20 protein-coding genes, 1 tRNA gene and 1 CRISPR repeat array are annotated in these 21,522 nt (G+C 27.7%); of the genes, 6 read left to right on the top strand and 15 right to left on the bottom strand.

The annotated features are described in order from the left end of the window. Positions 1-763 precede the first annotated feature (763 nt). The 5 genes from Q0J90_RS05010 to Q0J90_RS04990 all read left to right on the top strand — a co-directional run bounded on the left by Q0J90_RS05010 (position 764) and on the right by Q0J90_RS04990 (position 6,293). A complete protein-coding gene (locus Q0J90_RS05010; protein ID WP_297276853.1) occupies positions 764-2,692 on the top strand; it encodes a hypothetical protein in 1,929 nt (642 codons plus the stop codon). Positions 2,693-2,710: 18 nt separating this feature from the next. Beyond that, the gene (locus Q0J90_RS05005; RefSeq protein ID WP_297276852.1) at positions 2,711-3,832 is read left to right on the top strand and encodes a hypothetical protein; all 1,122 of its coding nucleotides are present in this window, start codon (positions 2,711-2,713) and stop codon (positions 3,830-3,832) included. Positions 3,833-3,838: 6 nt separating this feature from the next. Further along, complete coding sequence (locus tag Q0J90_RS05000) at positions 3,839-4,207, top strand: hypothetical protein (protein ID WP_297276851.1); 369 nt, start codon at positions 3,839-3,841, stop codon at positions 4,205-4,207. Between the two features lie 14 nt (positions 4,208-4,221). After that, complete coding sequence (locus Q0J90_RS04995) at positions 4,222-5,745, top strand: AAA domain-containing protein (RefSeq protein ID WP_297276850.1); 1,524 nt, start codon at positions 4,222-4,224, stop codon at positions 5,743-5,745. Between the two features lie 71 nt (positions 5,746-5,816). Next, the gene (locus Q0J90_RS04990; RefSeq protein ID WP_028330908.1) at positions 5,817-6,293 is read left to right on the top strand and encodes a hypothetical protein; all 477 of its coding nucleotides are present in this window, start codon (positions 5,817-5,819) and stop codon (positions 6,291-6,293) included. 112 nt (positions 6,294-6,405) lie between these two features. On the opposite strand, the gene Q0J90_RS04985 is transcribed toward Q0J90_RS04990, so the two are convergent. The 12 genes from Q0J90_RS04985 to rbsD form a co-directional block, all read right to left on the bottom strand. Then, complete coding sequence (locus Q0J90_RS04985) at positions 6,406-6,552, bottom strand: hypothetical protein (RefSeq protein ID WP_169730123.1); 147 nt, start codon at positions 6,550-6,552, stop codon at positions 6,406-6,408. Between the two features lie 439 nt (positions 6,553-6,991). Beyond that, positions 6,992-7,246, bottom strand: a complete 255-nt coding sequence (locus Q0J90_RS04980) for a hypothetical protein (RefSeq protein WP_028330907.1) — start codon at positions 7,244-7,246, stop codon at positions 6,992-6,994. Between the two features lie 663 nt (positions 7,247-7,909). Beyond that, a CRISPR array of direct repeats spans positions 7,910-8,630; the repeat unit is 35 nt; unit sequence GTTTTCGTCCCCTTACGGGGAATGAGTTTAAAAAC. Positions 8,631-8,898: 268 nt separating this feature from the next. After that, positions 8,899-9,177, bottom strand: a complete 279-nt coding sequence (gene cas2 / locus Q0J90_RS04975; RefSeq protein ID WP_051436865.1) for a CRISPR-associated endonuclease Cas2 — start codon at positions 9,175-9,177, stop codon at positions 8,899-8,901. Between the two features lie 7 nt (positions 9,178-9,184). After that, positions 9,185-10,168, bottom strand: a complete 984-nt coding sequence (gene cas1 / locus Q0J90_RS04970; RefSeq protein ID WP_028330906.1) for a CRISPR-associated endonuclease Cas1 — start codon at positions 10,166-10,168, stop codon at positions 9,185-9,187. After that, positions 10,168-11,343, bottom strand: a complete 1,176-nt coding sequence (locus Q0J90_RS04965; RefSeq protein WP_297276849.1) for an iron-containing alcohol dehydrogenase — start codon at positions 11,341-11,343, stop codon at positions 10,168-10,170. The genes cas1 and Q0J90_RS04965 overlap by 1 nt, the downstream gene beginning before the upstream one ends. A gap of 113 nt (positions 11,344-11,456) precedes the next feature. Beyond that, complete coding sequence (locus tag Q0J90_RS04960; RefSeq protein ID WP_297276848.1) at positions 11,457-12,491, bottom strand: N-acetylneuraminate synthase family protein; 1,035 nt, start codon at positions 12,489-12,491, stop codon at positions 11,457-11,459. Between the two features lie 82 nt (positions 12,492-12,573). Further along, positions 12,574-12,646: transfer RNA gene (locus Q0J90_RS04955), tRNA-Thr, on the bottom strand. Positions 12,647-12,702: 56 nt separating this feature from the next. Next, complete coding sequence (locus Q0J90_RS04950; protein ID WP_297276847.1) at positions 12,703-13,587, bottom strand: ribokinase; 885 nt, start codon at positions 13,585-13,587, stop codon at positions 12,703-12,705. Positions 13,588-13,659: 72 nt separating this feature from the next. After that, positions 13,660-14,559 carry a D-ribose ABC transporter substrate-binding protein gene (locus Q0J90_RS04945; protein ID WP_297276846.1) on the bottom strand — a complete coding sequence of 300 codons (900 nt, stop codon included), beginning with the start codon at positions 14,557-14,559 and terminating at the stop codon, positions 13,660-13,662. A gap of 34 nt (positions 14,560-14,593) precedes the next feature. After that, entirely contained in the window at positions 14,594-15,529 is a 936-nt protein-coding gene (rbsC, locus tag Q0J90_RS04940) for a ribose ABC transporter permease (protein WP_297276845.1), read from the bottom strand. Then, positions 15,526-16,914 (bottom strand): sugar ABC transporter ATP-binding protein, encoded by a 1,389-nt coding sequence (locus Q0J90_RS04935; protein ID WP_297276844.1) that lies wholly within the window; start codon positions 16,912-16,914, stop codon positions 15,526-15,528. Before Q0J90_RS04935 ends, rbsC begins: the two co-directional genes overlap by 4 nt. 125 nt (positions 16,915-17,039) lie before the next feature. Beyond that, positions 17,040-17,438, bottom strand: a complete 399-nt coding sequence (gene rbsD, locus Q0J90_RS04930) for a D-ribose pyranase (protein WP_297276843.1) — start codon at positions 17,436-17,438, stop codon at positions 17,040-17,042. A gap of 165 nt (positions 17,439-17,603) precedes the next feature. On the opposite strand from rbsD, the gene Q0J90_RS04925 reads away from it, so the two are divergent. Continuing rightward, positions 17,604-18,599 carry a LacI family DNA-binding transcriptional regulator gene (locus tag Q0J90_RS04925; RefSeq protein ID WP_297276842.1) on the top strand — a complete coding sequence of 332 codons (996 nt, stop codon included), beginning with the start codon at positions 17,604-17,606 and terminating at the stop codon, positions 18,597-18,599. A gap of 1 nt (position 18,600) precedes the next feature. On the opposite strand, the gene Q0J90_RS04920 is transcribed toward Q0J90_RS04925, so the two are convergent. The 3 genes from Q0J90_RS04920 to lpxD all read right to left on the bottom strand — a co-directional run. After that, a complete protein-coding gene (locus tag Q0J90_RS04920; protein WP_367173842.1) occupies positions 18,601-19,941 on the bottom strand; it encodes a methyl-accepting chemotaxis protein in 1,341 nt (446 codons plus the stop codon). Positions 19,942-20,039: 98 nt separating this feature from the next. Next, entirely contained in the window at positions 20,040-20,564 is a 525-nt protein-coding gene (locus Q0J90_RS04915; RefSeq protein ID WP_297276841.1) for a hypothetical protein, read from the bottom strand. 150 nt (positions 20,565-20,714) lie between these two features. After that, positions 20,715-21,522: UDP-3-O-(3-hydroxymyristoyl)glucosamine N-acyltransferase (lpxD, locus tag Q0J90_RS04910; RefSeq protein ID WP_297276840.1), on the bottom strand; the 808-nt coding region annotated here is incomplete at its 5' end.

Raw genomic sequence — 21,522 nt, 5'->3', positions numbered from 1 at the left:
TAATTAAAGTAGCAGCAGAGGTATTAGAAGAGTATCTTAAGAATAAAGAGAGTAAGAAGAATAATTAAGGAGATATGTATATGTGGAAAAAAGTTATTATAAGTTTATTGCCAGTAGTAGTAAGTGTGGTTGCAGAGAAAGTGTTGAAAGAAGTTGTTAATAAAAAATCTTAATAGGTTAGTGTCTGTGCCTATGTGGTTTAGTACATGTAGGCACGTAAAGGTTAATTTTAAGGAGTTTAATTATGATGAAAAAAATAGTTTTAGCTTTGGTTCCAGTAGTAGTAAGTATAGTTGCAGAGAAAGTATTGAAAGAAGTTGTTAATAAAAAATCTTAATAGGTTAGCGTCTGTGTCTATGTGGTTTAGTACATGTAGGCACGTAAAGGTTAATTTTAAGGAGTTTAATTATGATGAAAAAAATAGTTTTAGCTTTGGTTCCAGTAGTAGTAAGTGTAGTTGCAGAAAAAGTATTGAAGGAAGTTGTTAATAAAAAATCTTAATAGGTTAGTGTCTGTGCCTATGTGGTTTAGTACATGTAGGTACATAAGGAGTTTTTATATGTTTAGAAAAATAGTTATTACTTTAGTACCATTATGTGTAAGTATAATAGTTAAGTCAGTTTTGAAGAGAGTAATTTAAATTGGGGGTGTATTATGAAAATAAATATTACAATAATTATAATTATATCAAAAGCGGTTTCTTCCATAATAAAAAGATGGTAATTTTTATAGATTATAGAGTTAAATTTTTGGAGGTTATATTATGAAAAATTATAAAAAATTTATAAAAACAGGTTTTGAGAATTTACATTCAAATTGGAATCATAGAAGATTTGATGATATGGAAATGTATGAAAATAATAAATATTCAAATTCTATTGCCAATTCTAATAATGAGCAGTACAGCATAAAACGTGAAACTTTAGATGATAGAATATATAATTATGATACAGCAATAAAAGATACTGTTAGAAGGAAAGATGGTGAATTAAAGAATACAAATATATACAATGAACAAGGAAATGTTGCAGAAACACATCATGAAATAACATACAATATAGATTCAGCAGCTCAGGGCAGAGAGAATCAAACTTATGCAGAAAGAACTAAATATGGAGATCCGACAACTGATATAAAAGTTACTGATGGTAATGATACAATAGATTATCAATTAAAATATGAAGATAATCCTAATTCTAATATTGATTCTCTTTCAAATCCTAAATATTCAGATGGAAAGAAGGTAGCTCCTGCAGATCAAGTTGAAGATATAATAACAAAATCATCAAACAAAACTAATACAAATAATAAGGATTATACACATACAAGTGAAAATACATACAATAGAATTTCAAGTGAAGATGGTAAAGTGAACAGCGATCCATTAACCAGAGATGAATCAATAGAACTTACAGATAAAGCAAGAAAAGGAGAAAAAATAGAATATAAACATGCAGATGAAAAAAGAAAAATACAGTTTCATAATCAATTAGGAAAAGCTGCATTAATGGGAGGAGCTTTTGCAGCAGGAGGTGCTTTATTTGGAGAAATAATGAAGTTTATTAATAATGGAGGAGATTTAACAGAGGAAGAGTTTATACAAGGATTTTTAAATGTTGCTGGTGCCGGTGTAGATGGTGCTTCTAAAAGTGCACTTGCTGTTAGTCTTCACTATTTAGGAAAAAATATAGGTTCTTCTGTACTTTCAAATCCTTATGTAGGTGCTGGTGTTGCAGTTGTTGCCATAGATACATTAAAAAGTTTATATAGATTTGCATTAGGTAAAATTGATAGTATAGAACTGATGGGTGAGGTATCTAAAAATATTACTGAAACAACTATGACTTCATTAGGAGCAGCAGCAGGCTCATCTTTAGCCGGTTCAATTGCTTCGTTAGTAACAGCCAATATGACTATGAGTGCAGCGGCAGCAGCTACTTTGGGAACTATATCAACAATAGTAGGTTCTGTACTTGGAGGATTAGCTTTTGGTTTGGCTACTTCTTGGATCATAACATCAGATAGTAAAGCGGGTATTGAAATAGCAAAAAGAGATATTGAGAATGCTTATGCGGAGTTTAAAAAAGACAAAAATTTATACAGATTGGTTGATAATATAGGCACACAAAGAGATTGGGAATTTAGTTTAAGAAATATGATTACAATTATAGGAGGTGTATTTTCTCAAATAAGCGAATATGGTATGAGAAGAGATGAACTTAAATATATATCTGCTAGTTTAGATAAAGAGTATAGATTAATAGATGAAGAAGAAAGAAAAGCAATTGATAAGATTAAAGAAAGAGCTGCTATTATAGAAAATAATATGAAAGAGGCATTTTATACAGATATAAGTCATATGTTTCAAAATGATGTGATTGAGCTTCATAATGATTTGATGAAATCTTTAAATGCGAAAAGGAATATATTTGCTTTGAAAGAGAAGAAGTATTTTAATGAACTTAAAGAGATAGATGATAGAAATGCTTTATTAGATGAGATAGAAAATAGAGATCAATTATTTTATGATGAAATAGACAATTTGATAAATATATTGGAAAATTCTAATTTAGAAAATAAAGAAACTATTATAGGTGCAATAGTTCATTTAGCTTCTAAGAAATTTGCAGAGAGTATTAATTCAAATGAAGATGCTTTCTATGAATTGTTAATTGAAGACGGTATTTTATAATTTTAAGGAGGAATAATCATGATTTTAGGATTCTTTATGAATTTAATATGTAAGAAAAAATTAGAGAAGCAGAGAGAAAAACTTAAATTAAAAATAGCAGATATTGAAAACTATAGAGCTGCAGCAATTAACAGAGTGAAGAATTTTAAAGAAAATTGTGATAAAAACCTTAATGATTTATTTAATTATTTATCAGATTTGAAATTAAATATAGAAAATAACTTTTATTTAATTGTTAAAGATGATTTAAAAGATGTTTCCAATATAATTGAAAAATCTTATGATGTTGTATTTGATATGATAGATTTTGATTTGCAAATTAAGGTTTTAGTATCAAAGATTGGTAATATTAGAAGAGAAATAAATATTTTAAGAAAAAGTAAAATAGAGGCAGAGAAAATTTTAAAAGTGTTCAATTCATATTACAAGAAAAATGATAGATTAAAATGGTTTAATAACTGCAATGATAAAAATATAAAATGTGTTGAAGAATTAAAAGGAATAATAACTGAAGATAATGCAGAAAATATTAATATGCTTATAGAATTATGTGATAGAGATGCAATAAATTATAATGATATTTTAGTGATAAAAAAATATATTAAATCAGTACCTGAAAAAATAGATTTCTTATTTAAGAATATAGAGAATATAAATAGCAATATAGAAAAAATAAAAAATAAAGCATCTGATTGTTATAAGAAATATGTTGAGCTTCAGAATAAATATTATGATATATATAATAGAGAGCTATCTTATAATGATGTTCTTCCTGAATACGATAGATTAGTTTCTAATAGAGATAAACTTATTGATATAAAAAGGCTTTCATTTGATAAAGCTCAAAAATTTAGTGATTCTTTAAAAGAGAGATGTAAGAGAAGAGAGAATATATATAATTTTGATAGTCTTAAAGAACAAGAGACAATATTATGGGATAAATATAAGAGTGATAAAAGTATTTTTGATGATGCCAATAAAAAGTGCAGTTACTATTATGATACAGCTAAATTTTTAATAAAGGAGAGAAAAAAATGTATTAAAGAACTTTATTCAAAATCTATTATTACTTTGAAAAAAATTAATGAGATGGGCATAACTTATTATAAAGATAAAAACTCACTAATAGAAAAGGAGTAATATTATATGAAATATAAAATAAAAGTTAAAAATAAATATATATCTGGAATCAATAGAATGATAATTTTTACAATAAAAAATAATTATAATAGACCAAAGGATATATTTAAAATATTAAAACTATTTTATAGAGAAACTTTAATTCATCATATAGATTATCTTTTGAATGCTGATTTATTGTGTATAAAGAAAATAAATGGAATAGGCGGTATATATCTTAATAGAGATTTTGATGGGGAGTATTTTTATTTAAATATTGAAGACAGTGATATAAATTCTTTGAATAAAGAGGATAAACGAAAACTTATAAAAAATAACCTTACAAATAAAAGTATGATAAAGATACTTGATTTAAAAAATATAACAGTTTGTTAAAAGGGGTATTATATATGACATTTTTAGAGTATTTATCAAAATATAAAAATTATTTATCTATATTATCAGAGAATATGGAAGGCAATGAAGCTTTAAAATATTTGAGGCAAATAGATACTATAGAAAAAATAGAATCAGGTATTTTTATGTCTGCAAAACTTTTTGAAACTTTAAAAATGAATTATGATAATAATGTTAAAAGCTCTAATAATGCTAAAAACTATATTAAACTTAATCCTATACAGAATATATATAAAAAAGGAAGCGATGTATTTAATATTATAGAAAAAGCTGTAAACAGTAAAAATTTATTTTGTTTAATGGGCCCTCCTGGTACTGGTAAAACTACTGCAATTGTTGAGATAATACTTCAAACTATGAAAATGAATAATAAATCTAAGATAGCTATATGTTCGGAAACTCATATAGCAGTTGATAATGCCATAGAGAGACTTTTATTTGAAACTCAAAAAAGAAATTTATATTATTCTATTATGCGATATGAGAATTTTAAAAATAGTGAGGATAATGAAGTTTATAATATATGCTTTGATAATTATATAGAACATTGGAAGAAAAATATTATGTCTAATTATGATAAAAACTTTTGTGATGAATTATTTGCTGAATTTGAAGAAAATATAAAAAATAAAAAAAGGAATCATAAATATATTTGTGATAATGCAAGTATAGTCGGAGTTACATGCAATCAAATGGCAAGATTTAAAATAGAAGAATTGGATTCTCCCTATGACTTAATTATTATTGATGAAGTTTCTAAAAATACATTGCCTGAAATTTTGATACCTGCATCATTTGCTAGAAAGGTAATATTAGTTGGAGACCCTAAACAGCTTCCTCCTGTATTTTGCAGACAGGAGATAGAAACTATGAAGGAAATAGATATTAATTTGCAAGATGAGCTTGTATCAAATTCTATAGTTGATAAACTTTTTGCTAATGTTGATAAAAATACTATGTTTGGGATGCTTGACGTACAGTATAGAATGGAGGCTGGTATTGGTGATTTGGTAAGCAAATATTTTTATAATGGAGAATTAAAAAATGGAACTGATTACACTAAAGATGACAGTATATATTGGCTTGATTATAATACAAATAAATTATTCCCGGATTCAAATACTTCAAAGGAATTATATAATACTATAGAAGCAGATATAATAAATAATAGTATTGAAAGTTTGAACTTGGAAAGCAATGTTTCTGTGGCTGTAATTACACCTTATAAAAGACAAAAATTAGAACTTAAAAGAAAAATAAAAAATAATGATAAATTAAAGCATTTAAATATTGAAATAGATACGATAGATGCTTTTCAGGGCAAGGAAGCCGATATAGTATATTTTAGCGTTACTAGAAATACAGGTTCTGTTAGATTTTTTTCTGATATAAAGAGGCTTAATGTTGCTGTGTCAAGAACTAAGAGTAAATTATATGTAGTTGGTATGCATAAATATTGCAAGAGAGTTTCAATACTCGATGAAATTTATAAAAATTCTAAAGTAATATTTAATTAATTAGCGGGTTTAGATTCCGTTATAATAAATATAACTAAAGTATTATAAAAAATAAAATTAAGGAGTATATTATGAAAAGAAATTTATTAACATTTATAGGTGTAACTGATATTAAAACACATGAGAGAAAAGAGTATAATGGAGCTATAGAACAGATACTGCATAAGTATAATTTTGAAAATGTTTATGTATTTATAACTGCTGGTTTGGAAAATAATGTAAATGATTTGAATATGCTTGAAAGATATAAAGAAATTTCTAATAGCAATGTTGTTGGAATATATACAAAAATAGAAGATCCAACTAATCCTAGAGTGGTATATAATAAGATGAAAGAATATATTGAAGAAATAAATACAAGTACAAAGAATATAGAAGGCGAATTATATGTTAATATGGTATCATCCACACCGCAGATAATATCTATTTTATCATTACTTGTGGGCAGTAAAACATTATATAATTCTATAGGAATTTATCCAAGCAATCCTTTATACAGCGATGAGATAAAATTTGATAATTTAGATTTTTATGGAGAAGTTTTTTAAATATAATATTTTCAAGAGGGCATTAAAAGCCCTCTTAATGTAATAAGAGTAATTATCAATCAATTAAAAACATTTTAATTAATAAAATTTTTTATGCATAATCATTATTGCATTACTTTTGATTCTTATTTTCTACCTCTTTTTCAATCATATCTTCTAAATATGCTTTAATGAAAATATAATTATGAGCTTCTTCAAGATTTTGATTATTATTAATTTTCTTATTTAGAAATTCTACTAATTCTTCTTTTGTTTTCATGATATGTCCCTTTTAATAGTTTCTATCCCTTTTTAAACCATATAATATTATTTGTCATGTGTCAATCCTAGAATTGTATTTTGTCCCTCAAACTGCCTTAAAGACAGTAAGCGGGAATGAGTTTAAAAACGAACCCTACTTTTAGGATTTATAAAACTTGTCGACTTTATCGCATCGTTTTCGTCCCCTTTACAGCTCCGTACCGGAGTGCTTCTTTCCCTTCGGGACGCTTACGCGGGGAATGAGTTTAAAAACTGATCCTTTTGATTCAGAGGAGATAAAAGATTTATTTGAACGTTTTCGTCCCCGCCGAAGGCGCACAGAGTGCAGCGAAGCCGTAGGCGAAGCACCTACTTGGTGCCGAAGGCACACAGCGTGCAGCGAAGCCGTAGGCGAAGCACCCTTGTGGTTATCGGAGAATGAGGTTAAAAACAGTAATTTAATAATTTCCTTTCAATAAATTTGTTATATCAATACCAATTTCTGTAAACTTAATATCATTGCTATTTGTATTAACATCATCGATTTCATCCAATAATTCTTTTATTTCTTCATAAGAACATTCATCAAAAGTAAGTCCAGAATTTGTATAAGATTTTTCATCATATTTTAATTTTAAATTTTTACAAATTTTTTTATAATGGTTTCTCAACTTCTTAACCATTATAAAAAATTCTTTAGTTTTAATTTCCATGGTTATTCTCCTTTTCTATATTTCATCAAAAGTTTTCGTCCCCGCCGAAGGCGCACAGCGTGCAGCGAAGCCGTAGGCGTAGCACCTACTTGGTCAGCGAAGCTGCCCTGCGGGTTTGCACCTAAAGGTGTACTCCGCTTCGCTCCTTCCTTACGGACGCTTACGCGGGGAATGAGTTTAAAAACATATTATCTCTATCCAGAGTACACAAAATTTATACATGAAAGTTTTCGTCCCCTCAGCGAAGCTGCCCTGCGGGTCTGCACCTAAAGGTGTACTTCGTAGGGAATGAGTTTAAAAACTGGCAAAAACTAAAGTAAAATAAACATCTATTGATTGTTATTAGTTTTCGTCCCCTTTCAGCTCCGTACCGGAGTGCTTCTTTCCCTTCGGGACGCTTACGCGGGGAATGAGTTTAAAAACTATCAATATACAACAACTAGAAAAGGAGATCATTACTATGGTTTTCGTCCCCTTTCAGCTCCGTTCCGTAGTGCTTCGCAGGGAATGAGTTTAAAAACACGTTGAAGAAGCTAGTAAAGAATATTTAGCATTTTTAAAGGTTTTCGTCCCATTACGGGGAATGAGTTTAAAAACATTGTAAAAAATAAAAAAACAAAGAGAGGAGCAAATATGCCAGTTTTCGTCCCCTTTACAGCTCCGTCCCGGAGTGCTTCGCAGGGAATGAGTTTAAAAACTCTTTTGAATATCAAGAAGTACCTTCCAAAGCTATGAAAAGTTTTCGTCCCCTTACGGGGAATGAGTTTAAAAACAGTCTTGATAAAAAGGTTAAAGTGATAGTGGAAAATTCTTTCGAGTTTTCGTCCCCTTACGGGGAATGAGTTTAAAAACATTTTTAAAATGGCTCTAATTCCATCATTCAATATTTTTAAGTTTTCGTCCCCTTACGGGGAATGAGTTTAAAAACAAGTGAATTAGATAATATGTTTTAAAAAAATAGAATTATAGTTTTCGTCCCCTTACGGGGAATGAGTTTAAAAACAAATTTAAAAAAAGAATTTGATGAGTTCGTAATAGGAGTCAAGTTTTCGTCCCCTTACGGGGAATGAGTTTAAAAACAAGGAGAATTAAAAATGGAAAACAATAATGTTATAATTATAGTTTTCGTCCCCTTACGGGGAATGAGTTTAAAAACTTAAATCAAGGTTCTGATTTAGTTCGATTTGTCCAATTCATAGTTTTCGTCCCCTTACGGGGAATGAGTTTAAAAACGATATAAATATGGTTTCTGAAAAAGATTCCAAAGATGAAATGTTTTCGTCCCCTTACGGGGAATGAGTTTAAAAACTATCGATTATGATTTCGTGGATGATTTAGTGAATCATATTGTTTTCGTCCCCTTACGGGGAATGAGTTTAAAAACCCGTAATTTTTTCTTAAAATTTTTGTAAAAAATTAGTAATTTTTATTTACAATACGAGATTTTTAAACTAGTTTCTTCTTTTATATGTTTTTAAACTCATTATGTAATTATCAATTCTATTTGTAAATCTGTTTTACTTTCGCTCGTATATGTAATTATCAAACTATTTTCTATGTAATTTACAAAAAATTGCCCTCTCGTGCGAAATAGATATGTCAAAGAACTGATGCATATATTATAGTACATTTTACACTACTTTTCAACTATTTCATAAAATTAAATAATTTCTATCAAGTATATCATGTTTTTTACCTATTACATTTCTTTTAAAATTATACATCTTGTAACTTATAATTGAATCATTTTCATCTATTTTTATTTTGGATAAATCAAAAAGCATCTTTTTATAAAGTCTGTTATTTAATAGGCATAAAAATGAAGATTTTTGTATGTTATGTCCATAGCCTGATAATATATGAAAAATTTTATTTCTAATTTTGTCATTTGATATATCATATATTACCAAAATATTATATTCTTTTTTCATAATTTTACTACCTTATTATAAAACCTTTATAAAGTTCAGGATTTTTTTCTTTTATTGATTTATACAAAGAGTAAGACTGATGTAATAATATTTCTCTAAATGTTTTTTTATTATATCTGCTGTTCATTTTATCTTCAAAAATTTTTATTAATTTTCGTACAGATTTATTTTTTAAATATACACCATGATTTTTAGAAGAATATTCAAAATCATCTTTTATAAAAATTTTTTTTCTTACTGCTGCAATGATAATACTATCTATAATCGGACTTCTAAATTCTTCCATTAAATCACTTACTAAAGAAGGATGATCATTTCTTAATTTATGCATAAATCCTATATGAGTATTAAGGGCAAAATATTCTAAATTATTATATATTTCATAAAATAAAAGTGTATAGCCGAAACTAAGAAGAGAATTAAAAGGATCTTTAGGTGGTTTTTTATTTCTATTTTGAAAGTTAAAATCTTCAGGCAAAAAATAATTAAGACATTTAAAATATATTTTTGCACTATTGCCTTCATATCCCATTATACTTTCGATATTATCTGAAATATTAATCTTATTTATATATGAATTTAATACTTTTATACTTTTTTCAACAAATTCATTATTATTTTTTCTATTATATTTATAAAGCAACATTCTGCAATTTTTTATTTTAGATGTGATAAAGATTTTTGAAATATGCAGACAAAAATTATAATCTTTATTTAAGATAAATTGTTTTTTTAATAAATTTATTTTTACTTTTTTATTAGAATTTAATACTCCTAAAAAATTGCCATATTTAGAAAACCATACCATAGAAATATTTTTTTTGAGAAGTTGGAATATTAGCTGAGAGCTTATAGCTTTTTTTCCATAAACAATGATTTTATTAATTTTTTCTATAGGTATGGTTTTTATATTATTTTCTTTATCTTTTATTTCTAAAGTATTATATTTTTTAGCTAATTTATAATCTTTATTTGTTATATATAAAATCATTAAACATTAGACATCTTAAAAATATTATAAACATCTTCTTTATTTAAAGCTCTGAAATGTTTAAACTCAAGTTTTCCATCTTTTATGCATCTTCTTGTTAAATCTTGTAAAACTTCTTCGCTTTGAACTCCTATTCCTAATTCTGTAAAATTAGTAGGCATATTTATTTGCTTGAAATATTCTATAGTTTTTTCTATTCCTTTTAACCCTGTATCATCATCAATACCCCAAACATTTTTTGAATATTGAATGAATCTTTCTTTTTTATCTTTATAGCAGTATTTAGCCCAAGACCCCCACATTACAGATAAACTTGCTCCATGTGCAGCATCAAATTTGGCACTTAATTCATGTCCGAATTTATGGGCTATAAAATCAGATGTAAGTCCCAATCCTGTTAAAGTGTTATGCGATAAACTTCCGCACCACATAAGCTCGCTCATAGCATCATAATTAGTTTTATCTTTCATAGCTATTAAACCATTTTTTATTATAGTTCTTAAAATAGCCTCAGCAATAGCATCTGTTGTTTCATTATTACCGCCTTCACTGTCTCCGAAATATCTGTCTAGTGTATGCATAATCATATCTACTATACCGCATGCTACTTGATAATAAGGAAGACTGAATGTAAGACAAGGATTCATTATGGCAAATTTAGGACGGTTAAAATCTGAATGAAAACCTCTTTTATCAAGATTATCTTCATTTGTAAGTACAGCAGCAGAACTTGTTTCACTTCCAGCAGCTGATATTGTAAGTATGCATCCTATAGGAAGGCTTTTTTCTAATTTTTTTACTCCAGTCCAAAAATCCCATATATCAGTACCTGCATTTCCGGCTCCATGTGCTATAGCTTTAGCAGTATCAATAACACTGCCTCCGCCTAAACCGATTACAAAGTCTGCTTTAAAATCTATTGCTTTTTTGACACCTTCTCTGGCATAGGATAGGGTAGGGTTGGCACGAACTCCGCCGAATAACTCATATTCTATTTGTTCATTTTTTATTATATTTTCTATTTTATCTAATAGGCCGCTTTCTTTTACACTTTTAGAACCATATACTATAAATACTCTTTTACCATTATAATTTTTTATTTCTTCAGCAATTTTTTTTTCGGTATCTTTTCCGAATATTACTTTTGTCGGACAGTTAAATATAAAACCTTGCATATAGTTTTACCTCTCAGATTATTTAATGATAAATATTATAATTTTTTTCTATTTATAATACAAGTAATATCATCAAAAAATCTGCAGCCTTTTATGCAAAGTAAATATATTATTTATTTTTTTAAATCTTTCATACTTAAAGCAGTATACGACTTTTTATCAACTTTTAAAACTTTGCCTATAATTTTTTTATAATTTTTGGCAGGTATTCCTACACAAGGTCTTAATGCTATTAAATCTTTTTCTTTTATGATTTCACCTTTAAGCATTGAATGATTAAGATATATTCCTCTTTTGGCATATACAAGTTCTTTTTTTTCCTGTTTGCTTAAAATATGCTCTTTTTTTAAGGCTTCATTTCCTCCAAGCATAAGAACAGTATCATTAAGAGATTTTATTAAATTACTCATTCCAATCATATCTAAACTTATAATATGATCTCCTGTTGTTTTTTCAGGTGTAACTGTAAAATGTTTTTCTATTATTTTTGCTCCTAAACTAACTGCTATGATAGGAGCTTCTATTCCTATAGTATGGTCGGAATATCCTATTATATTTTTTTTGAATAAATTTTTCATTATATGTATTCTGTTTAATCTGGCATTTTTTATAGGTGTAGGATATTCTACAGAACAATGTAAAAGTGCCACTTCATTATTATGCAGTATTTTTAAAGCTTCTCTTATATCTTTATTTAAAGCCAATCCGGTCGAAAGTATCACAGGTTTTTTGGTTTTTGCTACAGCATTTAAAAGGGGATAATTATCAATATCGCATGATGCTATTTTTATTATAGGAATATTATACTTATTAATATCATCAACAGCTTCAATAGAAAAAGGAGTTGTTATAAACATTATATTATTTTTTTTAGCTTCTTTTATTAATATTTCATACCATTCTTTTTTGAATACTATATTATCAACCCCTTCAAGAGCATTTTCATCTAACTTTAGAATTTTAGTATATTCTTTTGAAGCGAATAAAGTTTTTTGCGTAAAGCTTTGAAATTTAATAGCGTCTGCTCCAGCTTTAGCAGCTTCATTAACCATTTTTATTGCCATATTTAAATCGCCTTCATGGTTGCATCCTGCTTCTGCTATTACAAAATAACCTTTTTTATTAATTAAATCTTTGAATTTGACCATATCTTAATCCTATAATTATATTATCGAATAAATGGAATTAATTATTAGTAAATAATAAGTGATTGGATTTATAAAAGAAATGAGCTGGTGATGGGACTTGAACCCGCAACCGGCTGATTACAAATCAGCTGCTCTGCCAATTGAGCTACACCAGCGAAGTGATTATTATTATACTATAATCATAAAAAAAGTCAAGTGCTTAATTAATTTTTTACCATTTTTTATTAATAACTTCATCATAAAAAGGTATGGAATCTATTGCTCCTTTTCTAGTAACTGTTATATTAGAAACTTTTGTAGCAAAATCAATAGCTTCTTCCATTGTTTTATTGTCTGCTGTCATTCTTACAACGCCGCCTAAAAAACTATCGCCTGCAGCAGTAGTATCTATAACATTAACTTTATAAGCATCAAAATGTTTGGTTTCAATTTGATTGTTATTTTTTATAATAAAATCGCATCCATTAGCTCCCAAAGTTAATATTATGTTTTTTACTCCGCATTCAAAAAGATGATTTATACCGCCTATAATATCTATTTCTGTTTCATTAGCTATTAATATATCAATATAGCTTAAAAAATCTCTGTCAAGTTTAACAGCAGGCGAAGTATTTAATACTACAGTTTTACCTAATTTTTTGGCAATGCCGGCAGCATATTTTGCAATTTCTAAAGGTATTTCAAGCTGCATAACAATAATATCATAATGTTTTAATAAATCTTCTTTTATGTCATCTTTAGTTATTAAAGCATTAGCCCCTTGTGCTACTATAATATGATTAGCACCGCTTTCTGTTACCGTAATAACTGCTATTCCTGTTGATACATTATCTTTAATTATTAAATTATCTATATTTACATTGTTTGAAGATAATGCTTGAGATAAATCTTTTCCGAAACTATCATTTCCAACAGCACCTAAAATACTTACATCTCCTCCAAGTTTTCCTATAGCAGATGCCTGATTTGCCCCCTTTCCTCCATTGCTTGTAGAAAAATCATTGCCAAGTATTGTTTCTCCTTCTTTGGCAAAGCGGTGAGTTGTTATTACTAAATCTTTATTTATGCTTCCTATTACTAAAATTTTCTTACTCATATCTTAAACTCTGAAATTATTTTATTAAAGCAAAGCGGTAATATATACACAAATTACCGCTTTTATATTATTTTATTGGTTTATTAGAGAAACTTCTACAGGTATAGATTTTTCAACTGTTTCACCATTTATTATTTTTAAAGCAGTTTCTACAGCTATAGCTCCCATTAAATCAGGCTTCTGAGCTACAGTAGCTTTCATTGAACCTTCTTTAATTGCTAAAACAGCATCATCAGTTGCATCAAAACCAACAATAGATATATCTTTTCCTGCAGCTTGTATAGCTTCTAATGCCCCTAAAGCCATTTCATCATTATGAGCAAATACACCTTTTATATCAGGATTAGCCTGCAGTATATTTTCCATAACTGTTAAACCTTCTGCTCTGTTGAAATTGGCTGTTTGGCTTACTACTATATTCAATTTATTATCAGTAGCCTCATGGAAACCTTTACCTCTGTCTATAGTGGCAGAAGCTCCAGGTATTCCTATAAGTTCAGCAACTTTTGAATTTTCTCCTACTAATTCTATTAAATATTCGCCTGCCATTTTTGCACCTGCAACATTATCAGATGATATTTGAGTAGTAACTTCTACTCCATTTACAATTCTATCCAATGCTATAACAGGTATATTAGCAGCTATTGCACTTTCAACAGCCGGAGCTACAGCATCAGAATCTACAGGATTAACTATTATAACTTGCACATTTTTAGATATTAAATCCTCTATATCGCTTGCTTGCTTAGCAGTATCATCAGAAGCATTAACAACACTTAAATTTATATTAAGTTCTTCTGCTTTGGCCTTTGCTCCTTCAGAAAGAGTTACAAAGAAAGGATTGTTTAAAGTAGATACAGATAACCCTACAGTTATACTGCCTTCTTTATTTGTATTAGTATTGTTTTCTCCGGAACTGCAGGAAAAAATAAATACTGATAATAATGAAAGTATAAGAATAATTTTTTTCATGATTTTCTCCTTAAAAATTAATTTATATTTTTATTTATCTATTTCTATCAGAAACAACTGCTAAGAAAATTACTAATGCTTTAACAACATCTTGATAATATGATGATACACCTATAATATTTAACCCGTTATTTAATACAGCAATTATTAGTATGCCTATTAAAGTACCTGTAATCTTTCCTCTTCCTCCTGTCATACTAGTTCCGCCTAATGCAACTGCAGCTATTGCATCCAATTCGTAACCACTTCCTAAAGTAGGCTGAGCAGATCCTAACCTTGAAACTAATATTAATCCTGATAATGCAGACATAAACCCTGATACTGCATATACCATTAATTTGATTTTATTTATATTTATACCAGCTAGTTCAGCTGCTTTTGCATTACTTCCAGTAGCATAAATTTCTCTTCCCAACACAGTTTTTTTCAATATAAACAAAAATAAAGCAAAAAATATTAATAATATCCATACAGGTATTGGAATTCCTAAAAATGATCCTTTACCTATTTGATTGAGAATTACATTATTTCCAAGTCTTGATATAGGTTTTCCTCCGCTTATTATCATAGTCAAGCCTCTATATCCAGTCATTGTTATTAATGTAGCAATGAATGGCTGTAATCTTGATTTTGTAACCATCAATCCGCTTATAGTACCTAATATTATTCCGAATATCAAAGCAGTTATCATAGCTAATGGGGCAGGTAATCCCAATTTAATTGTATGAGCACATATTATACTAGTTAAAGCTAATATTGATCCTACTGATAAATCTATGCCGCCTGTAAGAATTATACATGTCATACCGAATGCTATTAATCCGTTAATGGCAGATTGTCTGAGTAAAGATAGAAAGTTATTAACAGTTCTAAAATCAGGGCTTATGGCACTTATAACTATGACTAATAATATTAAAGCTATAAATGAACCATAATCCTGTATATATTTTAATTTATTTTGAGTTTTCACAATTTGCCTCCAGTTGCAAGTATCATAATATTTTTTTCTGTAGCTTCACTTCTATTAAGAAATCCGGCTACTTTTCCTTCATGTATGACCATAACCCTATCGCTCATTCCTATTATTTCAGGTAATTCTGATGAAACCATAATCATAGCAATACCTTTAGAGGCTAAATCATTCATCATTGTATAAATTTCTTTTTTGGATGCTATATCAACCCCTCTTGTAGGCTCATCTAATATTAATATTTTAGGATTACTCAATATCCATTTTGCGAATATTACTTTTTGCTGATTTCCTCCGCTTAGGTTATTACATATATGATTTACTCCGCTGCATTTAATATTAAAATCTCTTACAGCAAAGGAACTTACAAAGCTTTCTTTTTCCTTACTTATTATAAAATTATTTGTTGTTATTCTTGGAAAATTATTTAAAGATATGTTATCTTTTATAGTTTCACTTAACATAAGTCCTTCTACTTTTCTGTCTTCTGTAATAAAACCTATGCCATTTTTAATTGCTTCTTTTGGGTTTTTTATTTTTACTTTTTTATTCTCTAATTCAATTTCTCCGCTGTCTAAGGGCAAAACTCCGAATATAGTCTTCATTATTTCCGTTCTTCCGGCACCCATAAGTCCGTATACTCCAAGTATTTCTCCGTAACTTACATTAAAAGATATGTCTTTAAAATAATTTCCAGATGTAATGGATTTTATATTTAAAGCTATGCCTTTTTTATTATTATCAGTTTTTGTGAATCTGTCCCCTATGTCTCTTCCTATCATCATATTGATAATTTCATTTATATTTGTATCCTTTATATTTTTTATGCCTACATATTCTCCGTCTCTCATTACTGTTATTCTATCGCATAGTTCAAAAATTTCTTCCATTCTATGAGATATATATATTATTGATACTCCTTTTTCTTTTAGAGAATTGATAATTTTAAATAAATGTTTTGTTTCATTATTAGTCAATGCGGCAGTAGGTTCATCCATTATTATAACTTTAATTTCGGATATTAATGCCCTTGCTATTTCTACCATTTGTCTTTGACCTACAGATAAATCAGATAATTTCTCATCAGCGTTTAACGTTATTCCTAAAGAAGATAAAGTTTCTTTTACTTTTTTTTCCATAGCCTTTTTATCTAAAATACCAAATTTTGTATATATTTCTTTTCCAAGAAAAATATTTTCTTCTACAGTCATATCAAGCAAACTATTCAACTCTTGATATATAAAAACAATTCCATATTCTTCAGCTTCTTTTGGATGATTAAAAGAAATACTTTTGCCGTCTATCAATATTTCTCCGCCGTCTTTATTATATACTCCAGTTAAAACTTTCATTAAAGTTGATTTACCAGCACCATTTTCTCCCATAAGAGCATGAATCTATCCATCATCTAACGAAAAACTTGCATTGTTTAATACCTTTACAGTACCGAAATATTTCATAATATTTTTCATTTCTATTTTCATATTCATTAATCCTATAAAATAAATAATTAGAATATGCATGCAGATTGTAATATGATATTTGCATAAGGAGTATTTTCGCCTGTTCTTATTACAGCTTTGCATTCAGAAGTTTTTTTCTTGAAATTATCATGCTTAACATATTCAATATCTGCTTTGTCTTTAAAAATTTTTAAAATTTCTTCATGTATGTATTGATTGTTGGTTTTAATTTCTTCAGCTAATATTATACGCTCAATTTTCATATCATTTATAATTTCTTTTAATACGTCAATAAAAGATGGTACTCCAAATTTCAATGATATATCTATATTATTTACATTATCTGGACAAGGAAGACCTAAATCTGATATACAAATTAAATCTGTATGTCTCATATATGATAAGGTTTGAGATATGCTGCTGTTTATTATTCCATTTTTTTTCATTAATGCACCTTATAATTTTGTATTAATATAAATAATAGTATAATTAAAATTAATTTATTGTCAATTTTTTTCAGAAAAATTTCAGAAAATTTTATGAAAAAAATATATTGACAATTTGCATGTCATATATTATATTAATAACAGTAATTTTATATGAAATAATCTATGAGTGAAAAAAAAATAACTTTAAGCTATATAGCTAAAAAAGCAAATGTATCAATAGCAACCGTTTCAAGAGTTTTAAATGGAAACAGCAGTGTAGATGAAAAAATACAAAATAAAATTAAAAAAATTATAAACTCTGATGGCTATAATATAAAAAAGTCTTCTAAAAATAAACAAATAATATCTGTTATTATACCAGATATAACAAATCCTTTTTTTGCTAATATAATAGAGGGTATAGAAAATACGGCAAATTTATACGGATATCATATAGTATTATCTCAATTTAAGGAAAATAAAGATATATTAAATAAATATTTTAAAGAAATAACTAATATTGGAGTATCCGGATATATAATTATTCCGTCAATAGGGGATACAGATTATTTTAATAACATAATTAAAGATTCTACTGTTCCTATAGTGTTTTTATATAGAAAAGTAAATTTTGATAAAATAAATTATGTAGGATCTGATAATGAACTTGGTGCTTATAATGCCTCAAAATATTTAATTGATCTTGGGCATAAAAAAATAGTATATATGGCTGGCCATGCAGATGTTAGTACAGAAAAGGAAAGGTATCTTGGTTTTTTGAAAGCCTTAAATGATAATAATATAGATTTTGATTACAGCAAATATTATAAGCCGGCAAATTTCAATTTTGATGAAAGCTATATACAGATGAAAGAAATTATAAAATCTAAATTGGATTATACTGCAATATTTTCAGCATGCGATATTATGTGTTTTGGAATAAAAAAAGCTGCTGAAGAGTATAATATATCTATACCAAATGACATTTCTTTAATAGGATATGATAATATTCCATTTTCTTCTATTATAGGATTAACAACAGTTTCTTCTCAGGTTTATGAAATGGGAAAAAATGCTGTTTTATCCATACTTAATATTATAAGTGAAAGGATAACAGATAATATTAATATAATACTTCAGCCTAATATAGTTATTAGAAACTCTTGTAAAAAAATATAAACTATTTTCCAAAATGAAAGAATTTCATTAAATCAGCAAGTTTTTCTGTTTCTTTTTCCATATCAATTACTATATCAGCATTTGTTTTTACTAAATTAGTATTTTGTTCAGCACTAATATCAACACTGCTTACAGCACTTTGAACCTCGCGTGCGGAAGCATCCTGCTGTGTAGAAGATTCAACCATCTGACTTACTATATAACTGCTTTCTTTAGCTTTGTTTGTGATATCTTCCAAAGCATCCATAGTTTCTTTTATTTTTAAATTTCCTTCTTTTATCTTTTCTATACTATTGTTAACTATATTTGTAATATTTTTTACTGATTCCTGAGAAGTTTGGGCAAGATTTCTAACTTCAGAAGCTACAACAGCAAAACCTTTTCCCTGTTCTCCAGCACGTGCTGCCTCAACAGAAGCATTAAGAGCAAGTATATTTGTCTGCATTGCTATATCATCTATCATTTTTGTTATATTGGAGATTTCAGCAGTTGCTTTAGTAATGTCATCCATTAAATCCATAGATTCTTTGGATAGATTGTAGCAATGTTCGCTTGAATTTGTTAATATTTGTATTTTATCATTAGTTTTTATTATATCGTTTGTTGTTTTATCAATTACTTTTAAAGTATTTGACATAGTTTCATTTATAAGTTTTAAATCATCTCTTTGCTTTTCTGTTCTATTTGATAAATCAATGCTTCCTGCTGTAACATTTTTGCTTGCATTTTCCATAGCACTTGCTGAATCTAATATCTGCTTTATTATATTAGATAATCTGTTTTGAGTGTTTTGCAAAGAATGGAATATCATACCTATTTCATCTTTTCTATTATTTAATATTTTATTATCATAAGAGCTTAAATCTCCGCTGCTTAACTTCTCAGACATGAATAATACTTTTAATATAGGATCTATTAAACTTTTCTTTATCAATATGTTTATAAGAATTAAAAATATTATAAGTATTATTATAGCTAAAACAGAAGTTACAATAGCATTTTTTATATTTTCTTTTACTATGACCATTTCTGGAACACTTACTAATAATCCTATAGCATTATTATCGTCTTTCAATGATGATAATGGTATGAGAATATTAAATATTTTATGATTATCTATTTTGTTTATAAAAGAATATTTTTTATCATTTTTTATACTGCTTATTATTTCATTGGCTCTATCAGAATATATTGATGAAATTTCTTTTCCAATGTTTTGAGAATTTGTAGAAGCAAGTATTACTCCGTATTGATTTATTAAGTATCCGGCCATTCCTTCATTAGTTGATATATCAGATACTATTTTTACTAAATTATCTGCTGAAAAGTCAACTCCTATCATTCCTAAAAAATTATTTGCATTATCTAATATAGGTTCTACTACACTTACAGTTAATACAGTATCTGCTCCTACATAAGTATCATCTACTTCAACATCGCTTATATAGAGTTTTTTAGTTTCTTTTGGTATTGTATAATAGTTTGGGTTTGCATCAAATTCTTCTTGATAAACTTTATCATAAGATACTGTGCCGCCATCATAAAAAAAGCAGGTCCGTATCTTCCATCTATCTCAGAACCGTAATCAGTATCAATAAATGCATTATCTCTTCCATCAAATGCATTGCTTTCCCACATTTCATATATAGCAAATAAACCTTGTTTACTTTTTAACATATCACCCAAAACAAGAGCATGCGATTCTCTTGTAACAGTGCCGCTTTCTATATCATTTTTTAATGAATATGATATTGTCTGAATCATTGTTATATATGACATCATTTCTTTTTCTATATCTTTGGCATAAGTTGTAACCATATATTCGGTTGAAGCGAACCCTTTTTCTTTTGAAGTGCTTATGTTATGGCTTACCATATATCCTATTATTGCAATGAACATTACTAATATTGATACTGTTAATAATACAAAAATTTTAAATTGAAGTCCTAATTTTTTATTATTCATAATCTAAACCCTAATATCTAATATTGTTTTAATTAGATTTAAATATATATTTAATTATAAAAAATAACAACAGGAAAATATAATATTTATACTATATTTTATTTAAAAAAATAAACCCGCAGCGTATATACTGCAGGTTTATTATTATATTTATTTTACTCTTTTTATCTTTACTCCAAATCGCTCTTCTACCAAATTTATAAGTTCAGGAAGTTTTTGTTCTGCTATCATTTTTAATTTTTCTCTTTCTATATTCTGTCCTGGAGCACCAAGCATTATAGAGTTTGAAGGCACCTTTACATTAGACATTACAGCAGTTCTCCCTCCAAATATTACTCTATCTCCCAATGTAACATGATCAGCCAAAGCAGCCTGTCCGCCTAATATACAATGATGTCCTATTTTGCTGCTTCCTGCTATTCCTACTTGAGATACTATTATTGAATGTTCTCCTATATCGCAGTTATGAGCTATTTGCACTAGATTATCTATTTTTACACCTTCTCTAATTATAGTAGAACCTAAAGTAGCTCTATCTATACAAACATTAGCTCCAATTTCTACATCATCTTCTATAATAACATTTCCTCTTTGAGGTATTTTCATCTGCTTTCCATTAACTTCAAAGAAACCAAATCCGTCATTTCCTATAACAGTTGATGATCCTATTATAACTCTATTTTTTATTATGCATCTGTCATGTATAGAAACATTTGAATATATAGTGCAGTTTTCACCTATAGCAACATCATCTCCTATAAAAGCTCCTGCTTCTATAATACTGCCGTTTCCTATTTTAGCATTTTTTCCAATATATACATTATCTCCTATATAACAGCTGGAAGATATTTCAGCATTTTCTTTTATAACAGCTGAAGATTCAACTTTTCCTAATGGGTATTTTTTATCTTCAAACATAAAGTATAATAATTTGATAAAAGCCTCTTTAGGATTATTG

Source organism: uncultured Brachyspira sp. (assembly GCF_944390595.1).
In the GTDB taxonomy this organism is placed as follows: Bacteria; Spirochaetota; Brachyspiria; order Brachyspirales; family Brachyspiraceae; genus Brachyspira.
This window is presented reverse-complemented; position numbering and strand designations above follow the sequence as displayed.